Consider the following 17,359-nt stretch of genomic DNA (forward strand, 5'->3'; position numbering starts at 1 on the left):
CTGGGCACGTTTGCAGCCACGCTTGCAAATACTAAGCGTGCGGGGCGTGGGTGCTCGCCAGGCCGGTTCGGCGTTGTTTTGGCTTGCCCTGAGGGGCTCTCGGGTATAGATGAAATGCACTGGAAAGGACCCATGACAACGATCCGCGTGTTCGGGTTGTCGCTGCTGGTAACCGCGGCGGCTTTGGTTGCCGGGTATTGGCACGGCGGAGTGACCGCGCTGTTCCTGCTGGTGGTGCTGGCGATCCTGGAGATATCGCTGTCGTTCGACAACGCCATCATCAACGCCACGATCCTCAAGCAGATGAGCCAGTTCTGGCAGCAGATGTTCCTGACCATCGGGATCGTGATTGCCGTCTTCGGAATGCGGCTGGTGTTCCCGCTGACTATCGTCTGGGTTACCGCGGGTCTCGATCCGGTCCGCGCGATGAGGTTGGCGCTGAACCCGCCGCCCGGCGGCGCGCTGGACTTCCCGGACGGCTCACCCAGCTACGAGAAACTGATCAGCGCGGCCCACCCCCAGATCGCGGCGTTCGGCGGGATGTTCTTGTTGACGCTGTTTCTGGACTTCGTGTTCAACGACCGTGAGATCAAGTGGCTGAAGTGGATTGAGGTGCCGTTCGCCCGAATCGGGCGGCTGGGTCAGGTCCACGTGATGGTGGCGTGCGTGACGCTGATCTTCGCTGGTCCCGGGTTGACGGATTCCAGCGACGACCTGGGCGCCGTGATGGTCGCCGGGCTGCTGGGTCTGGTGACCTACCTCGTGGTCAACGGCTTGAGCCGGGCGTTGCAGCCGCCTCGGGTCGGTGCCGGACCTGGCGAACTCGCCGCCCAGGGGGCGGTGGGCAAGGCCGGGTTCATGCTCTTCATGTACCTCGAGGTGCTCGACGCCTCGTTCTCCTTCGACGGGGTCACCGGGGCATTCGCGATCACGAGCGACCCGATCGTCATCGCGTTAGGGCTCGGCTTGGTGGGCGCCATGTTCGTTCGGTCGATCACGATCTATCTGGTCCGACAGGACGCCCTGGACCGCTACGTCTACCTCGAACACGGCGCGCACTGGGCGATCGGTGCGCTCGCGGTGATCATGCTGATGTCCATCGACCACCACCTGCAGATCCCCGAGTGGATCACGGCATCGATCGGCGTGGTGTTCATCGGGGCGGCGTTCACCAACAGCGTGGTGCGCAACCGGCGGGCCGGCGGCTAAGCTGGAAATCAGTGGCCGTCGGTCTTGAACCGCTCCACCGACCGCAACACCTCGGCCTCGGCCTCTTCGCGACCCACCCAGTCGGCCGCCTTGACGAACTTGCCCGGTTCGAGGTCCTTGTAGTGGACAAAGAAGTGCTTAATGGCTTCCAGCTCGAACGCCGGAACGTTGTCGATGTCCTGGATGTGGTCCCAACGATGGTCGCCGGCCGGGGCGCACAGCACCTTGTCGTCGCCACCCTTTTCGTCGACCATCCGGAACATTCCGACCGGCCGAGCCTCCACCAGCACACCCGGGAACAGCGGCTCCGGCAGCAGTACCAGGGCGTCCAGCGGGTCGCCATCTTCGCCGAGGGTGTCCTCGATGAAGCCGTAGTCGGTGGGGTAGGCCATCGGGGTGTACAGGTAGCGGTCCAGTTTGACCCTGCCGGTCTCGTGATCGACCTCGTACTTGTTGCGCTGGCCCTTGGGAATCTCGATAGTCACGTCGAATTGCATCGCGTGGCTCCTTTGACTTAGTGAGGCCAGACGAGGCCTGGGATTAGGTCAAATGCGTCCGGGGACACCCTAGTGCAGCGGTCCTGTGGGCCTGCTGGGTGGCCGGTTGGGCACAATGGGACCGGAAAGACAGGAGAGTTATGGGTCCCAAACGTTGGCGGAAATCCACCCAGGTGTTCCTTGGGGTGGCCGTGCTGGCGTTTGTCGCCGCCGTCGTTGCCGCCGCAGCGTTCTTCACCGTCGGTGGCCGCGCGGCCAGTGCGCGGTTGGTGGTGCCGCCGCCGCGTCCACCGACGGTCAAGCCCGCGGTCACCGCCGTGGCCGACACCGGTGTGGTGCCCAACTCGGGCGCGATGGCCGCCGCGCTGGCGCAGGCCGCGGCCGATCCGAACTTGGGCAAGCTGGGCGGTCGGGTCAGCGATGCGCTGACCGGGCAGGTGCTTTGGCAGCAACTCGCCGACGTACCCCTGGTGCCGGCATCGACAAACAAGGTCCTGACCGCCACCGCGGCGCTGCTCACCTTGGACCGTCAGGCCCGGATCAGCACCCGCGTGGTGGCCGGTAGCCCCAGCGGCCAGGGGTCGGTGGTGTTGGTCGGAGCCGGGGATCCGACGCTGTCGGCGGCGCCGCCCGGCGTCGAAACCTGGTACCGGGGCGCGGCGCGCATCAGCGACTTGGTCGATCAGATCCGCCGCAGTGGCATGACGCCGACATCGGTGCAAGTCGACATCTCCGCCTTTACCGGGCCGACGATGGCCCCGGGCTGGGATCCGGCTGACGTCGGCAACGGTGACATCGCCCCGATCGAGGCGGCGATGATCGATGCCGGTCGCGTCCAGCCGACCACGGTCAACTCCCGACGGTCGCTGACCCCGGCGTTGGACGCCGGATGCGAACTGGCCAGGGCCCTTGGTCTGGATCCCGCAACGGTCAGTATCGCCTCGGCTCCCGCTGGGGCGCGCCAGCTGGCCGTGGTGCAGTCGGCGCCGTTGATCGAACGGCTCTCCCAGATGATGAACGCCTCGGACAACGTGATGGCCGAGTGCATCGCCCGCGAGGTCGCGGCCGCCATCAACCGTCCGCGCAGCTTCAGCGGCGCGGTCGATGCGGTGACCACCCGGCTGAACACCGCCCACATCAACACCACCGGCGCGGGGCTGGTGGATTCCAGTGGGCTTTCGGTTGACGACCGGCTGACAGCCCGGGCGCTCGACGACGCGATACAGGCCGCGGCGGGGCCGGATCAGCCCGCGTTGCGCCCGCTACTGGATCTGCTGCCGATCGCCGGTGGTAGCGGCACTCTCGGGGAACGCTTCCTGGACCGGGCCACCAACCTGGGCCCGGCGGGCTGGTTGCGGGCCAAGACCGGCTCGCTGACCGCCATCAACTCCTTGGTCGGTGTGGTCACCGATAGCAGCGGACGCGTGCTCACGTTTGCGTTCATCTCCAACGATGCCGGGCCGAACGGACGCAACGCGATGGACGCGTTGGCCACCACGCTGTGGTCTTGCGGGTGCACAACATGACCGCGGCCTCGGATGTGACCCTGGGCAACACCGTCGACTGGCAGTTTGCGGCCACGGTGGGGGAGCGGCTGGCCCGCCCCGGTCCGCCGTCCAGTGACTACACCCGACGCCAGGCGGTCGACGAATTGATGCGCGCGGCCGAGCAAGCGGAGCCGCCGGTGCGCGACGTCACCGGTTTGATCACCACCGGTGATGTGCCCGCGGCCCGCGTTGTGGACCGGCCGGAGTGGATACGGGCCGCCGCGGAGTCGATGCGGGCCATGACCAACGGGGCCGAGAAGCCGCGCGGGCTGCTCACCGGGCGTATCACCGGTGCGCAGACGGGTGCGGTGCTGGCGTTCGTGGCCTCGGGAATTCTCGGTCAGTACGATCCGTTCGCCGCCGCGGACGGGGCCGGCATGGGCGGTCTGCTGCTGGTGTCTCCCAACGTCATCGCCGTTGAGCGACAACTGCGGGTCGACCCATCCGATTTCCGGCTGTGGGTCTGCCTGCACGAGGTCGCCCACCGGGTCCAGTTCACCGCCAACCCGTGGTTGGCCGGCTACATGCAGCAGGCGCTCGGTCTGCTCACCACCGAACCCGCCGACGACATCGGACAGGTGGTGAGCCGGCTGGCGAACTTCGTGCGCAACCGCGACGATCCTGGCGACGATTCGGGCAATGTGACGGGGATTCTCGGTGTGGTGCGTGCCGTGCAGTCCGAGCCGCAGCGTCAGGCGCTGGATCAGCTGCTGGCGCTGGGCACGCTGTTGGAGGGCCATGCCGAACACGTGATGGATGCGGTGGGGCCGATGGTGGTGCCCTCGGTTGCCGTCATCCGTCGTCGCTTCGACGAGCGCCGGCAACGCAAGCAGCCGCCACTGCAGCGGTTGTTGCGCGCGTTGTTGGGCTTCGACGCCAAACTCAACCAGTACACGCGCGGCAAAGCGTTTGTCGACGACGTGGTGGCCCGGGTCGGGATGAAGCGGTTCAACACCATCTGGACGAGTCCGCAGACGCTGCCCCTGCCGGCTGAGCTGGAGAATCCGCGGCGATGGATCGACAGGGTGCTGTAGCGCAACTGCGCAGGGCCGTCGAGAAGTTCGCGTCGACCCATCTCGACGCCACCGACCGATGGAGTATCGGGCTGTCCGGCGGTCCGGATTCGCTGGCGCTCACCGCCGTGGCGGCGCGGCTGCGGCCCACCACCGCGCTGATCGTCGACCACGGCCTGCAGCCGGATTCGGCCGCGGTCAGCGAAACCGCCCGGGCCCAGGCCGTCTCGTTGGGTTGCGTGGCCGCACGGGTGCTTCGGGTCCAGGTGGGCAATCCGGCCGGGGCCGGGGGTGGGCTGGAGGCGGCGGCGCGCACCGCCCGCTACGGCGCGCTGGACGCCCACCGCGATGGCCCGGTGCTGCTGGCCCACACCCTCGACGACCAGGCCGAGACGGTGTTGCTGGGGCTCGGCCGCGGTTCGGGCGCTCGCTCGATCGCCGGCATGCGTCCGCACGATCCACCATGGTGTCGGCCCCTGCTGGGGGTGCGTCGCGGGGTGACCCATGACGCGTGCCGGGAACTGGGTCTGACCGCATGGCAGGACCCGCACAACAGCGACCGGCGCTTCACCCGGACGCGGTTACGTGCCGAAGTGCTGCCGCTGTTGGAGGAAGTGCTGGGTGGGGGTGTGGCCGCGGCGTTGGCGCGCACCGCGACCGCGCTGCGCGCGGACACCGAGCTGCTCGACGCCATCGCCGCCGAGGCGCTGCCCACCGCCGTCGTCGATTTCGGCCTGGACACCAGCGTGCTGGCTACGCTGCCCGACCCAGTGCGTCGGCGAGTGATCCGCAGTTGGCTGCTGGCCGGCGGGGCGATCGGGCTGACCGACAAGCAGATCAGGGGCGTGGACGCGCTGGTCACGGCCTGGCGAGGCCAGGGCGGGGTGGCGGTCGGATCGAATTTGAAGGCGCGGCGTCTGGTCGCCGGACGAGGTGGCGGCCTGCTGACTTTGCGGTCCGAGCCAATCTGAGTCGGTGAAGATGGGGACTGGCGTTGGTTGTTCGGGCGCGGACATGGCACGCTGTGCACGTGGCCCAGAGCTCCTCGGCGATCACCCCCGGACATGCAGGCGAGTTGTACCCAGGTGATATCAAATCCGTGCTGCTCACTGAGGAGCAGATTCAGCGTCGAATAGACGAGCTCGCGGCCCAGATCGGCAACGACTATCGCGAGCTGGCCGACACCAGCGATCAGGACCTGCTGTTGATCACGGTGCTCAAGGGCGCCGTGCTGTTCGTCACAGATCTCGCCCGTGCGATTCCGTTGCCTACGCAATTTGAGTTCATGGCGGTCAGCTCCTACGGGTCCTCGACGTCGTCGTCGGGAGTGGTGCGGATTCTCAAGGACCTGGACCGCGACATCGCCGGTCGCGACGTGCTGATCGTCGAGGATGTCGTCGACTCCGGCCTGACGCTGTCCTGGCTGTTGCGCAACCTCAAGAGCCGGCAACCCAAGTCGTTGCGGGTGTGCACCTTGCTGCGCAAGCCCGAGGCGGTGGGGGCCAACGTCGACATCACCTACGTGGGCTTCGACATTTCGAATGACTTCGTGGTGGGTTACGGCTTGGACTACGACGAGCGCTATCGCGACCTGTCCTACATCGGCACCCTCGATCCCAGGGTCTACCAGTAGCGAGCGCGCTCTGCCGACCTGAAACTCAGGTCAGCTCCCACACCGCGGTCACCGAGAAGCTCACCGTCTGCTGGCCTGGTTCCAGCGGCACCATCGAGGTGCGTGGCGCCGGCGTGTTCATCTCGCCGGGCGAGGGCCTGGTGCCGACTCCTTCGGATATGGAAAGCACCGTGCCCAGCCGCAGCCCGGACAACTGGGCGTATTGCTGCGCGCGGCTCTTGGCGTCCTCGAATGCCCGGGCGCGCGCGTCCTTGACCAGTTGCGAGTCGTCCTCGATCGAGTAGCTCACCGAACTGATCCGGGTGGCGTCGCCGCCGGTGTTGACGATCAGTTCCAGTAGGCGTGATGCGGCATCGGGTGGACGGGTCTTGACTTCGATCGCATTATCGGCGCGATAGCTGCTGATCGCCGCCGCTGCGCCGGGCTCTGGGCTGGTGTACTGGGGCTGTAGCGACACCTCGGTGGTGCGAATGTCCTTACGGTCCACCCCGGCGTTCGCCAGGGCGTCGATGACCGCCTGCTGCCGAGCGTTGGCCTGGCTCATCGCGCCGGTGACGTCCTGAGAAGTGAACTCAATGCCGACCTGCGCGGTCAGGGTGTCCGGGATGCCCTGCACCTGCCCGGACCCGAACACGGTCACCTGACGTGGATTTGCGCCGGGCGCCGCCGCGGTGTGGGAGTCGCACCCGCTCAGGCAGCCGGCGGCCGCACCGGCCACGGCCAAGGCGATCAATCTGCGGGCGAATCCCGGTGTGCTCCATTGGATTGGCATGCCTGGCACCCTAGTCGCCGCGCGGAGTCGACCGGCGGGTGCGCCGTTGTCGGCTCCCAGATGTTCTCAATTCACTTCTTGTTCATCTTTGATTCCTGGGAAAGCGCCGGCCCCCGTGACCGGACATTGGTGCCCGAAAGACTGTCAGCAAATGTCATATTGACGACCTTTACGTTGAAAAATTCCAATCCAACCCAGGGCTCCGGCGTTGTTGATTAGCAGGCTTGTGAGCTGGGTTGATGATCTTTGGTGCCGCGCTATTGGGGCCGGAGTGTAGGCACGGACTATCTGGAGAACGATCGAGTTGGTTACTGTTCGTCGTTGGTCTGGAGTTGCCCGTGCCTACCGTTTCAGTATTGCCTGTGTCGTCGGTTCCAGAGGTGTTCGACCGCTGGAGTCCTGGTGAGCGCAGCGAGCTCATCGGATCGGAGTTTCTCGATGTGTTGGCCTCGGTGCCAGACCCGAGGGACCCACGCGGTCGGAGGTATTCGCTGATGGCTTTGTTGGCGATCGCGGTTCTGGCCACTGCCGCGGGGATGCGCGGCTATGCTGGTTTTGCCACATGGGCGGCCACCGCTCCCGATGATGTGTTGGCCCAATTAGGGGTCCGGTTCCGGCGGCCCAGTGAGAAGACCTTCCGCGCTGTTTTGTCTCGGCTAGACCCCGCCGACCTCAACGCCAGGATGGGCAGTTACTTCACTGCACACGTGGCCAGCAGCGACCCCAGTGGATTGGTGCCGATCGCGTTGGACGGCAAGATGCTGCGTGGTGCTTTACGCGCCAAAGCGACAGCCACGCATCTCGTGTCGGTGTTCGCCCACCGTGCCCGATTGGTGCTCGGTCAACTCGCTGTCGCCGAGAAAAGCAATGAAATTCCCTGCGTACGTGCCCTGCTCACGCTGCTGCCGGGTAGCTTGCGGTGGCTGGTCACCGTGGATGCGATGCATACCCAGGTCGTCACCGCGAAGTTGATCTGCGCCACCTTGAAGTCGCACTACCTGATGATCGTCAAGTCCAACCAAGCCAAAATACTTGCGCGTATCACCGCGCTGCCCTGGGCCGAGGTGCCCGCAGCCGCTACCGACGACTCCCGCGGCCACGGCCGTGTCGAGACCCGCACCCTGCAAATCATCACCGCTGCACGAGGAATCGGCTTCCCCTACGCAAAACAAATCATCCGGATCACTCGTGAACGCTTGATCACCGCCACCGACCAGCGCAGCGTGGAGGTGGTCTATGCCATCTGCAGCCTGCCGTTCGAGCACGCCCGCCCTACCGCGATCATGACCTGGATGCGTCAACACTGGAGAATCGAGAACAGCCTGCACTGGATACGCGACGTCACCTTCGACGAAGACCGTCAAAGGGCACATACCGGAAACGGCGCACAGGTCCTAGCAACGCTACGCAACACCGCGATCAATCTGCACCGCCTCAACGGCGCCGACAACATCGCCGAAGCCTGCCGGATCACCGCTTTGACCGCCAACCGCCGCCTAGACCTCCTCAATCCACAATTCCCCAGCTCACAAGCCTGCTAATCAACAACGCCGGAGCCCTGCTGCTCAGCCGGAGATTGTGGCTGGAGTCGCATTGGAGCTGCAGGCCATCAACTCGGCGGCGCGCGCCGGGGACGAGGTCGCGGTAGCTCCGACGACAGGAGTGGTCCCCCCCGGCGGCAGACCTGGTGTCGATGTTGGCGGCAGCCCAGTTCGCCGCGCATGCAAGGGTGTATCAGGCGATCAGCGCTCAGGCCGCGGCGGTACAGGATCAGCTGGTGACCGTGCTGGGTATCTCCGCTGGTTCGTATGCGGCAACCGAGGCCGCCAACACCGTCGCGGTCAGCTAGGCGAGGCCGCACATGCTGGATTTCGCGCTCCTACCGCCAAAAGTCAACTCCACGTTGATGTATTCCGGACCGGGTTCAGGATCGATGTTGGCCGCCGCGGCGGCTTGGCAGGCGCTGGGCGCCGAGTTGCAGTGCACTGCGGACTCTTATCGTTCACTGCTGTCCGGGCTGGTTTCCGGACCATGGTCGGGGCCCGCCGCCGCGGCCATGTCGGCTGCTGCCGCGCCGCATCTGGCCTGGCTGAGCGCAACCGCCGCGCAGGCTGAACAGGTCGTGAGGCAAGCGGCGGCGGCGGCGAGTGCCTACGAGGCGGCGTTTGCCGGGATGGTGCCGCCCGCGGTGGTAGCCGCCAATCGGGCGATGTTGGCGACGCTGGTGGCGACCAACCTCTTCGGTCAGAACACCCCGGCCATCGCGGTAGTGGAAGCCGAGTACGCCGAAATGTGGGCTCAGGACGCGAATGCGATGTACCAATATGCGGCGACGGCCGCGGCGGCGGCCGACCTGACCTCGTTCGTTCCGCCTCGGCCCGCTACCACCGCGAACGGACCGGCCGCTCAGGCCGCCGCAGTCGGCCGGGCCACCGGCGATCTCCTCGCGGGGGATGCGCAATCGTTGCAGCAATTGGTGGAACAGCTGCCCAACGCGCTGCGGGGACTCTCGGAGGCGGCGTTGGTGCCCTCACTGGAACGGATCTTGCGTGCGCTCGGCCTGATCGGCTGGAAGTGGACGCCCAACGGCGACGGGATCGTGTTAAGCGGCGCACTCGGCGCACTGATAGCGGGTCTCACCGGGTCGTCGACGCTGGATGCCAGCACGCTATCGAACACCTATATCAGGCTGGTTTCGCCCTTCCGGCTCACCACCACGGCGTTGAAAGACATCGACGGTTTGTCCCACAGTCTCTTCCCGGCTGCCGCGCACGCGGGCCAGGAAGCCGGGAAGGCGGTCGAGGCCCTGCCACAAGCGCTGCCGAAACTGCCGTTGTCGGGCGTGTCGAGTGGTCTCGGGGGGATTGGCAGGGCCGCCCAGATCGGGGGTCTGTCGGTACCCAACGCTTGGGCGAGTTCGATGCCCGGGTTGGGCCGCGTTGCAACCGTTCCGCTCAGCTCCGTTGCCGCTGCCGCCGCGGCCGCCGACCCCAGCCAACATGTCTTTGGCGGCTTGCCGGCTCATGGCACACCCGCGCGCGGCTTCGCCGCCTCGGCGGCCCCTCCCCGATATGGGTTTCATCCCAGGGTGATGACGCGCCCGCCGGCCGCCGGCTAGGCCAACGCGCCGCGACGTCGGGGTAACCGGGCTACGGAGTGACGAGAACCTTGCCACGTGTTCGGTAATTGCCGCTACCACGGCTTGACCGGCGCGGCCGATCAAGTCCTCACGCTTGTCCCTGGCCCATTCGTGCGAGGCGCGCGGCGCCTCGAGTTGTCCCTTGAAATACGGAATCACCTTGCGGGCAAACAGATCATAGGAATGGAAGGTCGCTTGCGGTGATGCCCAGTCATGCCCGAGTAGCAGCAGAGTCCCGAAGCCGCCCGAGCGATTGAGCAAATCTTCGATGTATGCGATCGCGTCCTCGGGGGTTCCGATGCGGCAATTTCCCTTGGCCGCATAGTCTTCCACGAACTCGCGAGTGCCTTCGGCGCCGTCCGTCGCGTTGGACAGCGGAACGAACCCGGCCGCGCCGAAGTACTTCGAGAAATCCGGCAGCCCGTAGATGCAGTCTTGGATCGCCTGGTCGCGGGTATCCGACAGGTGCATGATGGACAGCACGCGCCAGTCGCGGCGGTTGGGCTCCGCCCGGCCGACCTTGGCGGCCTGCTCGCACACCACCTGCCAGGTGTTCTCGAGCGCCGCATAGCCGCCGGGCACCGACATCGACAGCGACAGCAGCGACGTACCCAGGCTGCCGGCCAGCCGTGGACCCGACGGCGAGATCATGGCTGCCGTCGAGATCTCGGGATAGAGCCAGGTGTACGGGCGGATGTGCAACTGCGCGTCGCGCAGGGTGAACCAATCGGAGTGGCGGTCGATGCGTTAACCCGGTGCGGCGCGCAGCAGAGCCAGGATCGCTTCCAGGGATTCCTGCATCATCCGGCGCTGGTCGATCGGATCGATGCCCATCATGTAGGCGTCCGATGGCAGCGCCCCCGGGCCCGTGCCGAACATGACCCGGCCCCGGGTGAGGTGATCGAGCAGCACCCATCGGTCGGCCACCATGAGCGGGTGGTGATACGGCAGCGGCACCACCCCGGTGCCCAGCCGGATGTGCTTGGTCCGCTCGGCGGCGGCCGCAATGAATACCTCCGGGCAGGCGATCAGCTCGTAGCCGCCGAATGGTGTTCACCAAACCAGGCCTCGTCGTAGCCGAGGCGGTCCAGGGCGACAACTCGCTCCATGTCGTATTCCAGAGCCACCGTCGGCGATTGGCCAGTCGGGTGAAACGGTGTGATGAAGACTCCGAATTTCAGCGGCGCATCGGTCACCATTGCACTCCTTTGAGGAAGTCGAGAAGTGTGGCGTTGACCTCGTCCGGCCGTTCCTGCTGCAGCCAGTGCCCGGCGCCCTCAACCATCACTTCGCGGTATGGACCGGTGATCACTTCCGATGCCCGATCGCTACGGGCGAAAGACAATACCGGATCCTTTGTGTCGGCCATGAACAACGACGGAACCGTGATGGTGGCGCCCTCGAGATCGGCGGTGGTTTCCCAGTTGCGGTCGAAATTGCGGTACCAGTTGAGCCCGCCGGTGAATCCGGTGCGGGTGAACTCGCTGATGTAATGATCCAGCTCGTCGCGACTGATCCAGCTGGGCGGCGCGTCGGGCTCCGGCAGTCGGTCGATGAAGCCCTCGGGGCCGGGGGCGACCATCCGCAGGGCCGCGCCCTGATCGGTCGGGGATCGTTGGCCGCCGATCATCCGGCGCATCGTGCGAGCCGGGTCACCATTGAGTTCGGCGTCGGCCACCCCGGGCTGCTGGAAATAGAGGATGTAGAAGAAGTGCTCGCCGAAGCGCTGGCGGAATGCCTGGATTGGCGGCACCTGGGCGCGGGGCAACACCGGAACGCTGAGGCCGGCGACCGCGGCGACGCGGTCGGGGTGCAGCAAGGGCGCATTCCACACCACGACAGCACCCCAGTCATGGCCCACCCAGGCGGCACGCTCGGCGCCGACGTCGTCGAGCAGTCCTACCAGGTCCGCGGTCAGCTGGTGGATGTCGTAGTCCTCGATCGCTTCGGGGCGAGAGGAACCCCCGTAGCCGCGTTGATCGGGGGCCAGCACGTGGTAGCCGGCCTCGGCAAGCACCGGGATCTGGTGCCGCCAGGAATAGGCCAGTTCGGGGAAGCCGTGGGCCAATATCACCACCGGCGCACCCCGCTCGCCGGCCTCGGTCACGCGCAACCGCACGCCGTTGGTGTCGACTAACCGCTCGGTTGATGTAGCCACCATTTCACCAAAGCACAACGCCACATCGGTGAGAAGGGCTTGTTGTTGAGGGTGGCCGCCGCCCGGCCGCGGTCCGCTTTGCCCGATCGTGCCCGCTGCGCAACCCGCCGGTGTGAGCCATGCCTTTCGCCGGATTGCCGTGTTACTGCAACCATCCGGAACTACCGGTCGTTGGTCTAGCGGTAGCCTTGACATTTCCAGCTGCGTATTTGGAAGGACCAGGCCGGCACGGCCGAAGATTGATGAACCGAAAAAACGTGATCCGCACCGTGACGGCGGTCGCCGTGGTGGTGGTGCTCGGCTGGTCGTTCTTCTACTTCAGTGACGACACCCGCGGTTACAAGCCGGTCGACACCTCGGTGGCGATGTCACAGATCAACGCCGACAACGTCAAGAGCGCGCAAATCGATGACCGTGAGCAGCAGCTGCGGCTGGTCTTGAAGAAGAGCAGCAGCGACACCGACGGTTCCGACAAGGTCATCACCAAGTACCCCACCGGTTACGCGGTCGACCTATTCAATGCCTTGACCGCCAAGAACGCCAAGGTCAGCACGGTGGTCAACCAGGGCAGCATCCTGGGCGAGCTGTTGGTTTACGTGCTGCCGCTGCTGCTGCTGGTGGGCCTTTTCGTGATGTTCTCCCGCATGCAGGGCGGCGCCCGGATGGGCTTCGGCTTCGGGAAATCGCGTGCCAAGCAACTGTCCAAGGACATGCCCAAGACCACATTCGCCGACGTCGCCGGCGTCGATGAAGCGGTCGAGGAGCTCTACGAGATCAAGGATTTCCTGCAGAATCCGTCCCGCTACCAGGCGCTGGGCGCCAAGATCCCCAAGGGCGTGTTGCTCTACGGCCCGCCGGGAACCGGTAAGACGTTGCTGGCTCGCGCCGTGGCGGGCGAGGCCGGGGTGCCGTTTTTCACCATTTCCGGATCCGACTTCGTCGAGATGTTCGTCGGGGTGGGTGCATCCCGGGTGCGGGACCTGTTTGAGCAGGCCAAACAGAACAGCCCATGCATCATCTTCGTTGACGAGATCGACGCGGTCGGCCGCCAACGCGGCGCCGGCCTCGGTGGCGGCCACGACGAGCGGGAACAGACCCTCAACCAGCTGCTGGTCGAAATGGACGGGTTCGGCGATCGCGCCGGCGTGATCCTGATTGCGGCCACCAACCGGCCCGACATTCTGGACCCGGCGTTGCTGCGTCCCGGTCGCTTTGACCGCCAGATCCCGGTCACCAATCCTGACCTCGCCGGACGCCGGGCGGTCCTGCGGGTGCATTCCAAAGGCAAGCCGATCGCTGACGGCGCTGACCTGGACGGGCTGGCAAAACGGACTGTCGGCATGACCGGGGCCGATCTGGCCAACGTCATCAACGAGGCGGCGCTGCTCACCGCCCGCGAGAACGGCACCGTCATTACCGGTCCCGCCTTGGAGGAGGCGGTAGACCGGGTCATCGGCGGCCCACGCCGCAAAGGGCGGATCATCAGCGAGCACGAGAAGAAGATCACCGCCTATCACGAGGGCGGTCACACCCTGGCGGCCTGGGCGATGCCCGACATCGATCCCGTTTACAAGGTCACCATCCTGGCCCGGGGACGAACCGGTGGTCATGCGGTAGCGGTGCCCGAGGAGGACAAGGGGCTGCGGACCCGTTCGGAGATGATCGCGCAGCTGGTCTTTGCGATGGGCGGGCGCGCCGCCGAGGAATTGGTGTTCCGGGAGCCGACCACGGGTGCGGTGTCCGATATCGAGCAGGCGACCAAGGTCGCTCGGGCGATGGTCACCGAGTACGGCATGAGCGCGCGGCTGGGCGCGGTCAAGTACGGCACCGAGCACGGTGACCCGTTCTTGGGCCGCTCCATGGGCACCCAGTCGGACTACTCGCACGAAGTCGCCCGCGAAATCGACGAAGAGGTGCGCAAGCTCATCGAGGCGGCCCACACCGAAGCGTGGGAGATTCTCACCGAATATCGCGATGTGCTCGACACCCTGGCCGGCCAGCTGCTGGAAAAGGAAACACTGCACCGGCCGGAGCTGGAGTCGATCTTCTCCGACGTGGAAAAGCGGCCCCGACTCACCATGTTCGACGATTTCGGCGGCCGGATTCCGTCGGACAAGCCGCCGATCAAGACACCGGGCGAACTGGCCATCGAGCGCGGTGAGCCCTGGCCGCAGCCGATGCCGGAGCCGGCGTTCAAGCAAGCCATCGCGCAGGCTACCCAGGCGGCGCAGTCGGCCAGCGAAGGGACCGGCCGCGGCCCCAACGGCTCTCGAGGCGCCGACGCGAACCCCGGCAGCCATCCCGACTACGGCGCCCCGGCGGGCTGGCGCGCTCCCGGGTGGCCCCCGCCGTCGGAGCGGCCGCAACCATCGGGCTATTCCCCCGATCAGCCATCGGACACCGACGAGTCGTCCGAGCAGCAGGACAGGGACGTAAGCCGGTCCAACCCCCCGGCCCACGGCTGACGAACGGAGAGTTGCAATGACGCAGCTGGATTCCCGAACCGAGGCAACGACCACCCGGGCGTTCGACCAGCCGCGTGCCGAGGCCGCCGTCCGCGAGTTGTTGCTTGCGATCGGCGAGGACCCGGACCGGGGCGGTTTGCGCGACACCCCGGCCCGCGTGGCCCGTGCCTATCGCGAGATCTTCGCGGGGCTTTACACCGACCCCGACGCGGTACTGAACACCATGTTCGACGAAGACCACGACGAGCTGGTGCTGATCAAAGAGATTCCGTTGTACTCGACGTGCGAGCACCACCTGGTCTCGTTCCATGGGGTGGCCCATGTCGGCTATATCCCGGGCCGGGATGGCCGGGTGACCGGGCTGTCCAAGATCGCCCGGCTGGTGGACCTCTACGCCAAGCGTCCTCAGGTGCAGGAGCGGCTCACCAGCCAGATCGCCGACGCCCTGGTCAAAAGGCTCGGACCGCGCGGGGTGATCGTGGTGGTCGAAGCCGAGCACCTGTGCATGGCGATGCGCGGGGTCCGCAAGCCCGGTGCGGTCACCACGACCTCGGCGGTGCGTGGGCAGTTCAAGACCGATGCCGCTTCTCGGGCCGAGGCGCTGGACCTCATCCTGCGTAAGTGAGTTCGCGGCCTGTGCAGGTTATGGGCGTATTGAATGTCACGAACGACTCGTTCTCCGACGGTGGGCGCTACTGCGACGAGGCCAAGGCCATCGAGCACGGTCTGGCGCTGGCGGCCGAAGGTGCGGACATCATCGACGTCGGGGGGGAGTCGACTCGGCCGGGCGCCGCGCGGGTTGACCCGGCCGTCGAGGCGTCCCGCGTCTTGCCCGTCATCAAAGAACTGGCCGCGCGCGGTATCAAGGTCAGCATCGACACCACCCGCGCGGCCGTAGCGTGCGAGGCGCTGCACAACGGCGCGCAGATCGTCAACGACGTGTCCGGAGGGCGGGCCGATCCGGCAATGGCCCCGCTGGTCGCCGAAGCCGGTGTGCCGTGGGTGCTGATGCACTGGCGGCCGGTGTCCGACGACAACCCACATCAGGTGCCGAACTACCGCGATGTGGTGGCCGAGGTGCGCGCCGAGCTGCTCACCGCAGTGGATGATGCGATAGCCGCGGGCGTTGGCCCATCGAATCTGATGATCGATCCCGGCCTGGGCTTCGCCAAGGCCGGACAGTACAATTGGACGCTGCTGCACGCCCTGCCGGAGTTGGTCGCCACCGGGATCCCGGTGCTGGTGGGAGCGTCTCGAAAGCGCTTCCTCGGGTCGTTGCTGGCCGGCCCGGATGGTGCGGTACGGCCGCCGGACGGGCGGGAAACGGCGACCGCGGTGATTTCCGCATTGGCGGCGCTGCACGGCGCATGGGGTGTGCGGGTGCATGATGTGCGGGCATCCGTCGACGCCCTCAAGGTCGTCGACGCGTGGCAGCGGGCTGAAAGGACTGGGCGCGATGGCTGACCGAATCGAGTTGCGGGACTTGATTGTTCATGGCCGCCATGGGGTCTACGACCATGAGCGGGTAGCCGGGCAACGGTTCGTCGTCGACATCACCATGTGGATCGACTTGGCCGACGGCGCCCGCAGCGACGATCTGGCTGACACCTATGACTATGCCCAATTGGCGCAGCGCGCGGCCGAGATCGTCGGCGGGCCGCCGCGCAACCTGATCGAGACGGTCGGTGCCGAGATCGCCGACGAGGTGATGAACGACGAACGGGTACATGCCGTCGAGGTGGTCCTGCACAAGCCGCAGGCCGCCATCGCGCAACCGCTGGCTGACGTGGCGGTGGTGACCCGGCGGTCGCGGCGCGGGGGGCGTGGTTCGGTGATCCCCGCGGACCGAGCGGTATGAGTTCGGTAGTGCTGTCGGTCGGTTCCAACCTGGGCGACCGCCTGGCGAACCTGCGTTCGGTGGTCGACGGACTCGGCGACACGTTGGTCGGGGCGTCGCGTGTCTATGAGACCGATCCGTGGGGTGGGGTGGCCCAGGAGCCGTTCCTCAACGTGGTGCTGATCGCAGACGATCCCGCTCGCGACGGCCATGCCTGGTTGCACCAAGCTCAGGAGTACGAACGGGCGGCCGGCCGGCAGCGTCTGCAGCGGTGGGGGCCGCGCACGCTCGACGTGGATCTGGTCGCCTGTTACCAGGCCGGCCCGGCCGGTCGTACCGAAGTGCGCTGCAACGACAGCATCCTGACGCTGCCACACCCATTGGCGCATCAGCGGGCCTTTGTCATGGTCCCTTGGCTCGACGTTGACCCCGCGGCCGAACTGACCGGACCGGAGGGCCCGCGCCCGGTCGCCGCGCTGCTGGCCGGGCTGCCGCCGGCCGATCGGGCAAGCGTGCGGTTGACCTCGCTGACCGTGGCAGCCTGATGGGACCGACCCGTAGGCGCGACCTGGCCGCCGCCGCGATCGGGGCGGCGGTCGCCGGCTATCCGATGGTGCTGGTGTTGTTCCGGTCGTTTCCCCCGCTCACGGTGTGGACCGGGCTGTCACTGCTGGGGGTTGCGATCGCCGAGGCGCTATGGGCCCGCTTCGTAAGAGCCAAGATCAACGATGGCGAGATAGGGGATGGATCCGGACAGCTGCATCCTCTGGCGGTGGCTCGCAGCCTGATGGTCGCCAAGGCATCGGCCTGGGTGGGTGCGCTGGTGCTGGGCTGGTGGATTGCGGTCTTGGTGTATCTGTTGCCGCGGCGGTCCTGGCTGCGGGTGGCGGCCGAAGATATGACCGGCGCCCTGGTGGCGGCCGCAAGCGCGCTGGCGTTGATCGCTGCCGCTTTGTGGCTGCAAAATTGCTGCAAGTCGCCGCAGGAGCCGCCCGAGCGGGGCGAGGGCGCGGAAGGCTGACCACTCCCGCGGCCCGGCCCGCCGGCGTTGCTGGCTGCGGCACGGACTTTCCGGGAGAATCGCCGGAC

General features: G+C 66.6%; 16 protein-coding genes and 2 pseudogenes. 14 read left to right on the forward strand and 4 right to left on the reverse strand.

Annotation, left to right across the window (positions count from 1 at the left end):
* Positions 1-132: 132 nt before the first annotated feature.
* Positions 133-1,209, forward strand: coding sequence for a DUF475 domain-containing protein (locus SHTP_RS01595; RefSeq protein WP_096372265.1), 1,077 nt, complete (start codon positions 133-135; stop codon positions 1,207-1,209).
* Between the two features lie 8 nt (positions 1,210-1,217).
* Here the strand turns inward: SHTP_RS01595 and SHTP_RS01600 are convergent, their stop codons facing one another.
* Complete coding sequence (locus SHTP_RS01600; protein ID WP_096369574.1) at positions 1,218-1,706, reverse strand: inorganic diphosphatase; 489 nt, start codon at positions 1,704-1,706, stop codon at positions 1,218-1,220.
* Positions 1,707-1,846: 140 nt separating this feature from the next.
* Between SHTP_RS01600 and dacB the strand changes: the two genes are divergently transcribed.
* From dacB to hpt, 4 genes are read left to right on the forward strand one after another with little or no spacing between them, the layout of a single operon-like run.
* Complete coding sequence (gene dacB / locus SHTP_RS01605) at positions 1,847-3,232, forward strand: D-alanyl-D-alanine carboxypeptidase/D-alanyl-D-alanine endopeptidase (protein WP_096369575.1); 1,386 nt, start codon at positions 1,847-1,849, stop codon at positions 3,230-3,232.
* The gene (locus tag SHTP_RS01610) at positions 3,229-4,287 is read left to right on the forward strand and encodes a zinc-dependent metalloprotease (RefSeq protein WP_096369576.1); all 1,059 of its coding nucleotides are present in this window, start codon (positions 3,229-3,231) and stop codon (positions 4,285-4,287) included. The genes dacB and SHTP_RS01610 overlap by 4 nt, the downstream gene beginning before the upstream one ends.
* Positions 4,266-5,237 carry a tRNA lysidine(34) synthetase TilS gene (gene tilS, locus SHTP_RS01615; RefSeq protein ID WP_086084791.1) on the forward strand — a complete coding sequence of 324 codons (972 nt, stop codon included), beginning with the start codon at positions 4,266-4,268 and terminating at the stop codon, positions 5,235-5,237. Before SHTP_RS01610 ends, tilS begins: the two co-directional genes overlap by 22 nt.
* 53 nt (positions 5,238-5,290) lie before the next feature.
* Entirely contained in the window at positions 5,291-5,899 is a 609-nt protein-coding gene (gene hpt / locus SHTP_RS01620; protein ID WP_012396643.1) for a hypoxanthine phosphoribosyltransferase, read from the forward strand.
* A 25-nt stretch (positions 5,900-5,924) separates the two neighbouring features.
* Here hpt and SHTP_RS01625 read toward each other — a convergent pair whose 3' ends face one another.
* Positions 5,925-6,671: an SIMPL domain-containing protein gene (locus tag SHTP_RS01625; protein ID WP_096369577.1), complete on the reverse strand. Its 747-nt coding sequence runs from the start codon at positions 6,669-6,671 to the stop codon at positions 5,925-5,927.
* Between the two features lie 338 nt (positions 6,672-7,009).
* Between SHTP_RS01625 and SHTP_RS01630 the strand changes: the two genes are divergently transcribed.
* From SHTP_RS01630 to SHTP_RS01640, 3 genes and pseudogenes are all read left to right on the forward strand, one after another.
* Positions 7,010-8,212 carry an ISAs1-like element IS2404/ISMul1 family transposase gene (locus tag SHTP_RS01630; RefSeq protein ID WP_420872927.1) on the forward strand — a complete coding sequence of 401 codons (1,203 nt, stop codon included), beginning with the start codon at positions 7,010-7,012 and terminating at the stop codon, positions 8,210-8,212.
* Positions 8,181-8,520: pseudogene (locus SHTP_RS01635) on the forward strand (PE family protein). The gene SHTP_RS01630 and the pseudogene SHTP_RS01635 overlap by 32 nt, the downstream one beginning before the upstream one ends.
* A gap of 12 nt (positions 8,521-8,532) precedes the next feature.
* On the forward strand, positions 8,533-9,789 hold the full coding sequence (locus SHTP_RS01640; RefSeq protein WP_096369579.1) for a PPE family protein: 1,257 nt from the start codon (positions 8,533-8,535) through the stop codon (positions 9,787-9,789).
* A 51-nt stretch (positions 9,790-9,840) separates the two neighbouring features.
* Here the strand turns inward: SHTP_RS01640 and SHTP_RS29595 are convergent.
* Both SHTP_RS29595 and SHTP_RS01650 read right to left on the reverse strand, forming a co-directional pair.
* Positions 9,841-11,009, reverse strand: a pseudogene (locus SHTP_RS29595) (LLM class flavin-dependent oxidoreductase); the annotation flags it as partial.
* Positions 11,003-11,968, reverse strand: a complete 966-nt coding sequence (locus tag SHTP_RS01650) for an alpha/beta fold hydrolase (protein WP_096372266.1) — start codon at positions 11,966-11,968, stop codon at positions 11,003-11,005. The pseudogene SHTP_RS29595 and the gene SHTP_RS01650, both read right to left, overlap by 7 nt.
* A 242-nt stretch (positions 11,969-12,210) precedes the next feature.
* On the opposite strand from SHTP_RS01650, the gene ftsH reads away from it, so the two are divergent.
* From ftsH to SHTP_RS01680, 6 genes are read left to right on the forward strand one after another with little or no spacing between them, the layout of a single operon-like run.
* Positions 12,211-14,433 carry an ATP-dependent zinc metalloprotease FtsH gene (gene ftsH / locus SHTP_RS01655; RefSeq protein ID WP_096369580.1) on the forward strand — a complete coding sequence of 741 codons (2,223 nt, stop codon included), beginning with the start codon at positions 12,211-12,213 and terminating at the stop codon, positions 14,431-14,433.
* A 16-nt stretch (positions 14,434-14,449) separates the two neighbouring features.
* Positions 14,450-15,058, forward strand: a complete 609-nt coding sequence (gene folE, locus SHTP_RS01660; RefSeq protein ID WP_012396632.1) for a GTP cyclohydrolase I FolE — start codon at positions 14,450-14,452, stop codon at positions 15,056-15,058.
* A complete protein-coding gene (gene folP, locus SHTP_RS01665) occupies positions 15,055-15,897 on the forward strand; it encodes a dihydropteroate synthase (protein WP_096369581.1) in 843 nt (280 codons plus the stop codon). The genes folE and folP overlap by 4 nt, the downstream gene beginning before the upstream one ends.
* Entirely contained in the window at positions 15,890-16,291 is a 402-nt protein-coding gene (gene folB / locus SHTP_RS01670; protein WP_011741827.1) for a dihydroneopterin aldolase, read from the forward strand. The genes folP and folB overlap by 8 nt, the downstream gene beginning before the upstream one ends.
* Positions 16,288-16,815 carry a 2-amino-4-hydroxy-6-hydroxymethyldihydropteridine diphosphokinase gene (gene folK, locus SHTP_RS01675; protein WP_011741826.1) on the forward strand — a complete coding sequence of 176 codons (528 nt, stop codon included), beginning with the start codon at positions 16,288-16,290 and terminating at the stop codon, positions 16,813-16,815. Before folB ends, folK begins: the two co-directional genes overlap by 4 nt.
* A complete protein-coding gene (locus SHTP_RS01680; RefSeq protein ID WP_096369582.1) occupies positions 16,815-17,291 on the forward strand; it encodes a DUF3180 domain-containing protein in 477 nt (158 codons plus the stop codon). Before folK ends, SHTP_RS01680 begins: the two co-directional genes overlap by 1 nt.
* The last annotated feature ends 68 nt before the right edge of the window (positions 17,292-17,359 follow it).

Source organism: Mycobacterium ulcerans subsp. shinshuense, assembly GCF_002355775.1.
GTDB lineage: Bacteria > Actinomycetota > Actinomycetes > Mycobacteriales > Mycobacteriaceae > Mycobacterium > Mycobacterium marinum.

What these genes read in the sequence shown, in the direction of transcription:
- SHTP_RS01595 (WP_096372265.1), top strand. Translation starts at nt 133, where the DNA reads ATGACAACGATCCGCGTGTTCGGGTTGTCGCTGCTGGTAACCGCGGCG.
- SHTP_RS01600 (WP_096369574.1), bottom strand. Translation starts at nt 1,706, where the DNA reads ATGCAATTCGACGTGACTATCGAGATTCCCAAGGGCCAGCGCAACAAG.
- dacB (WP_096369575.1), top strand. Translation starts at nt 1,847, where the DNA reads ATGGGTCCCAAACGTTGGCGGAAATCCACCCAGGTGTTCCTTGGGGTG.
- SHTP_RS01610 (WP_096369576.1), top strand. Translation starts at nt 3,229, where the DNA reads ATGACCGCGGCCTCGGATGTGACCCTGGGCAACACCGTCGACTGGCAG.
- tilS (WP_086084791.1), top strand. Translation starts at nt 4,266, where the DNA reads ATGGATCGACAGGGTGCTGTAGCGCAACTGCGCAGGGCCGTCGAGAAG.
- SHTP_RS01625 (WP_096369577.1), bottom strand. Translation starts at nt 6,671, where the DNA reads ATGCCAATCCAATGGAGCACACCGGGATTCGCCCGCAGATTGATCGCC.
- SHTP_RS01640 (WP_096369579.1), top strand. Translation starts at nt 8,533, where the DNA reads ATGCTGGATTTCGCGCTCCTACCGCCAAAAGTCAACTCCACGTTGATG.
- ftsH (WP_096369580.1), top strand. Translation starts at nt 12,211, where the DNA reads ATGAACCGAAAAAACGTGATCCGCACCGTGACGGCGGTCGCCGTGGTG.
- folE (WP_012396632.1), top strand. Translation starts at nt 14,450, where the DNA reads ATGACGCAGCTGGATTCCCGAACCGAGGCAACGACCACCCGGGCGTTC.
- folB (WP_011741827.1), top strand. Translation starts at nt 15,890, where the DNA reads ATGGCTGACCGAATCGAGTTGCGGGACTTGATTGTTCATGGCCGCCAT.
- folK (WP_011741826.1), top strand. Translation starts at nt 16,288, where the DNA reads ATGAGTTCGGTAGTGCTGTCGGTCGGTTCCAACCTGGGCGACCGCCTG.
- SHTP_RS01680 (WP_096369582.1), top strand. Translation starts at nt 16,815, where the DNA reads ATGGGACCGACCCGTAGGCGCGACCTGGCCGCCGCCGCGATCGGGGCG.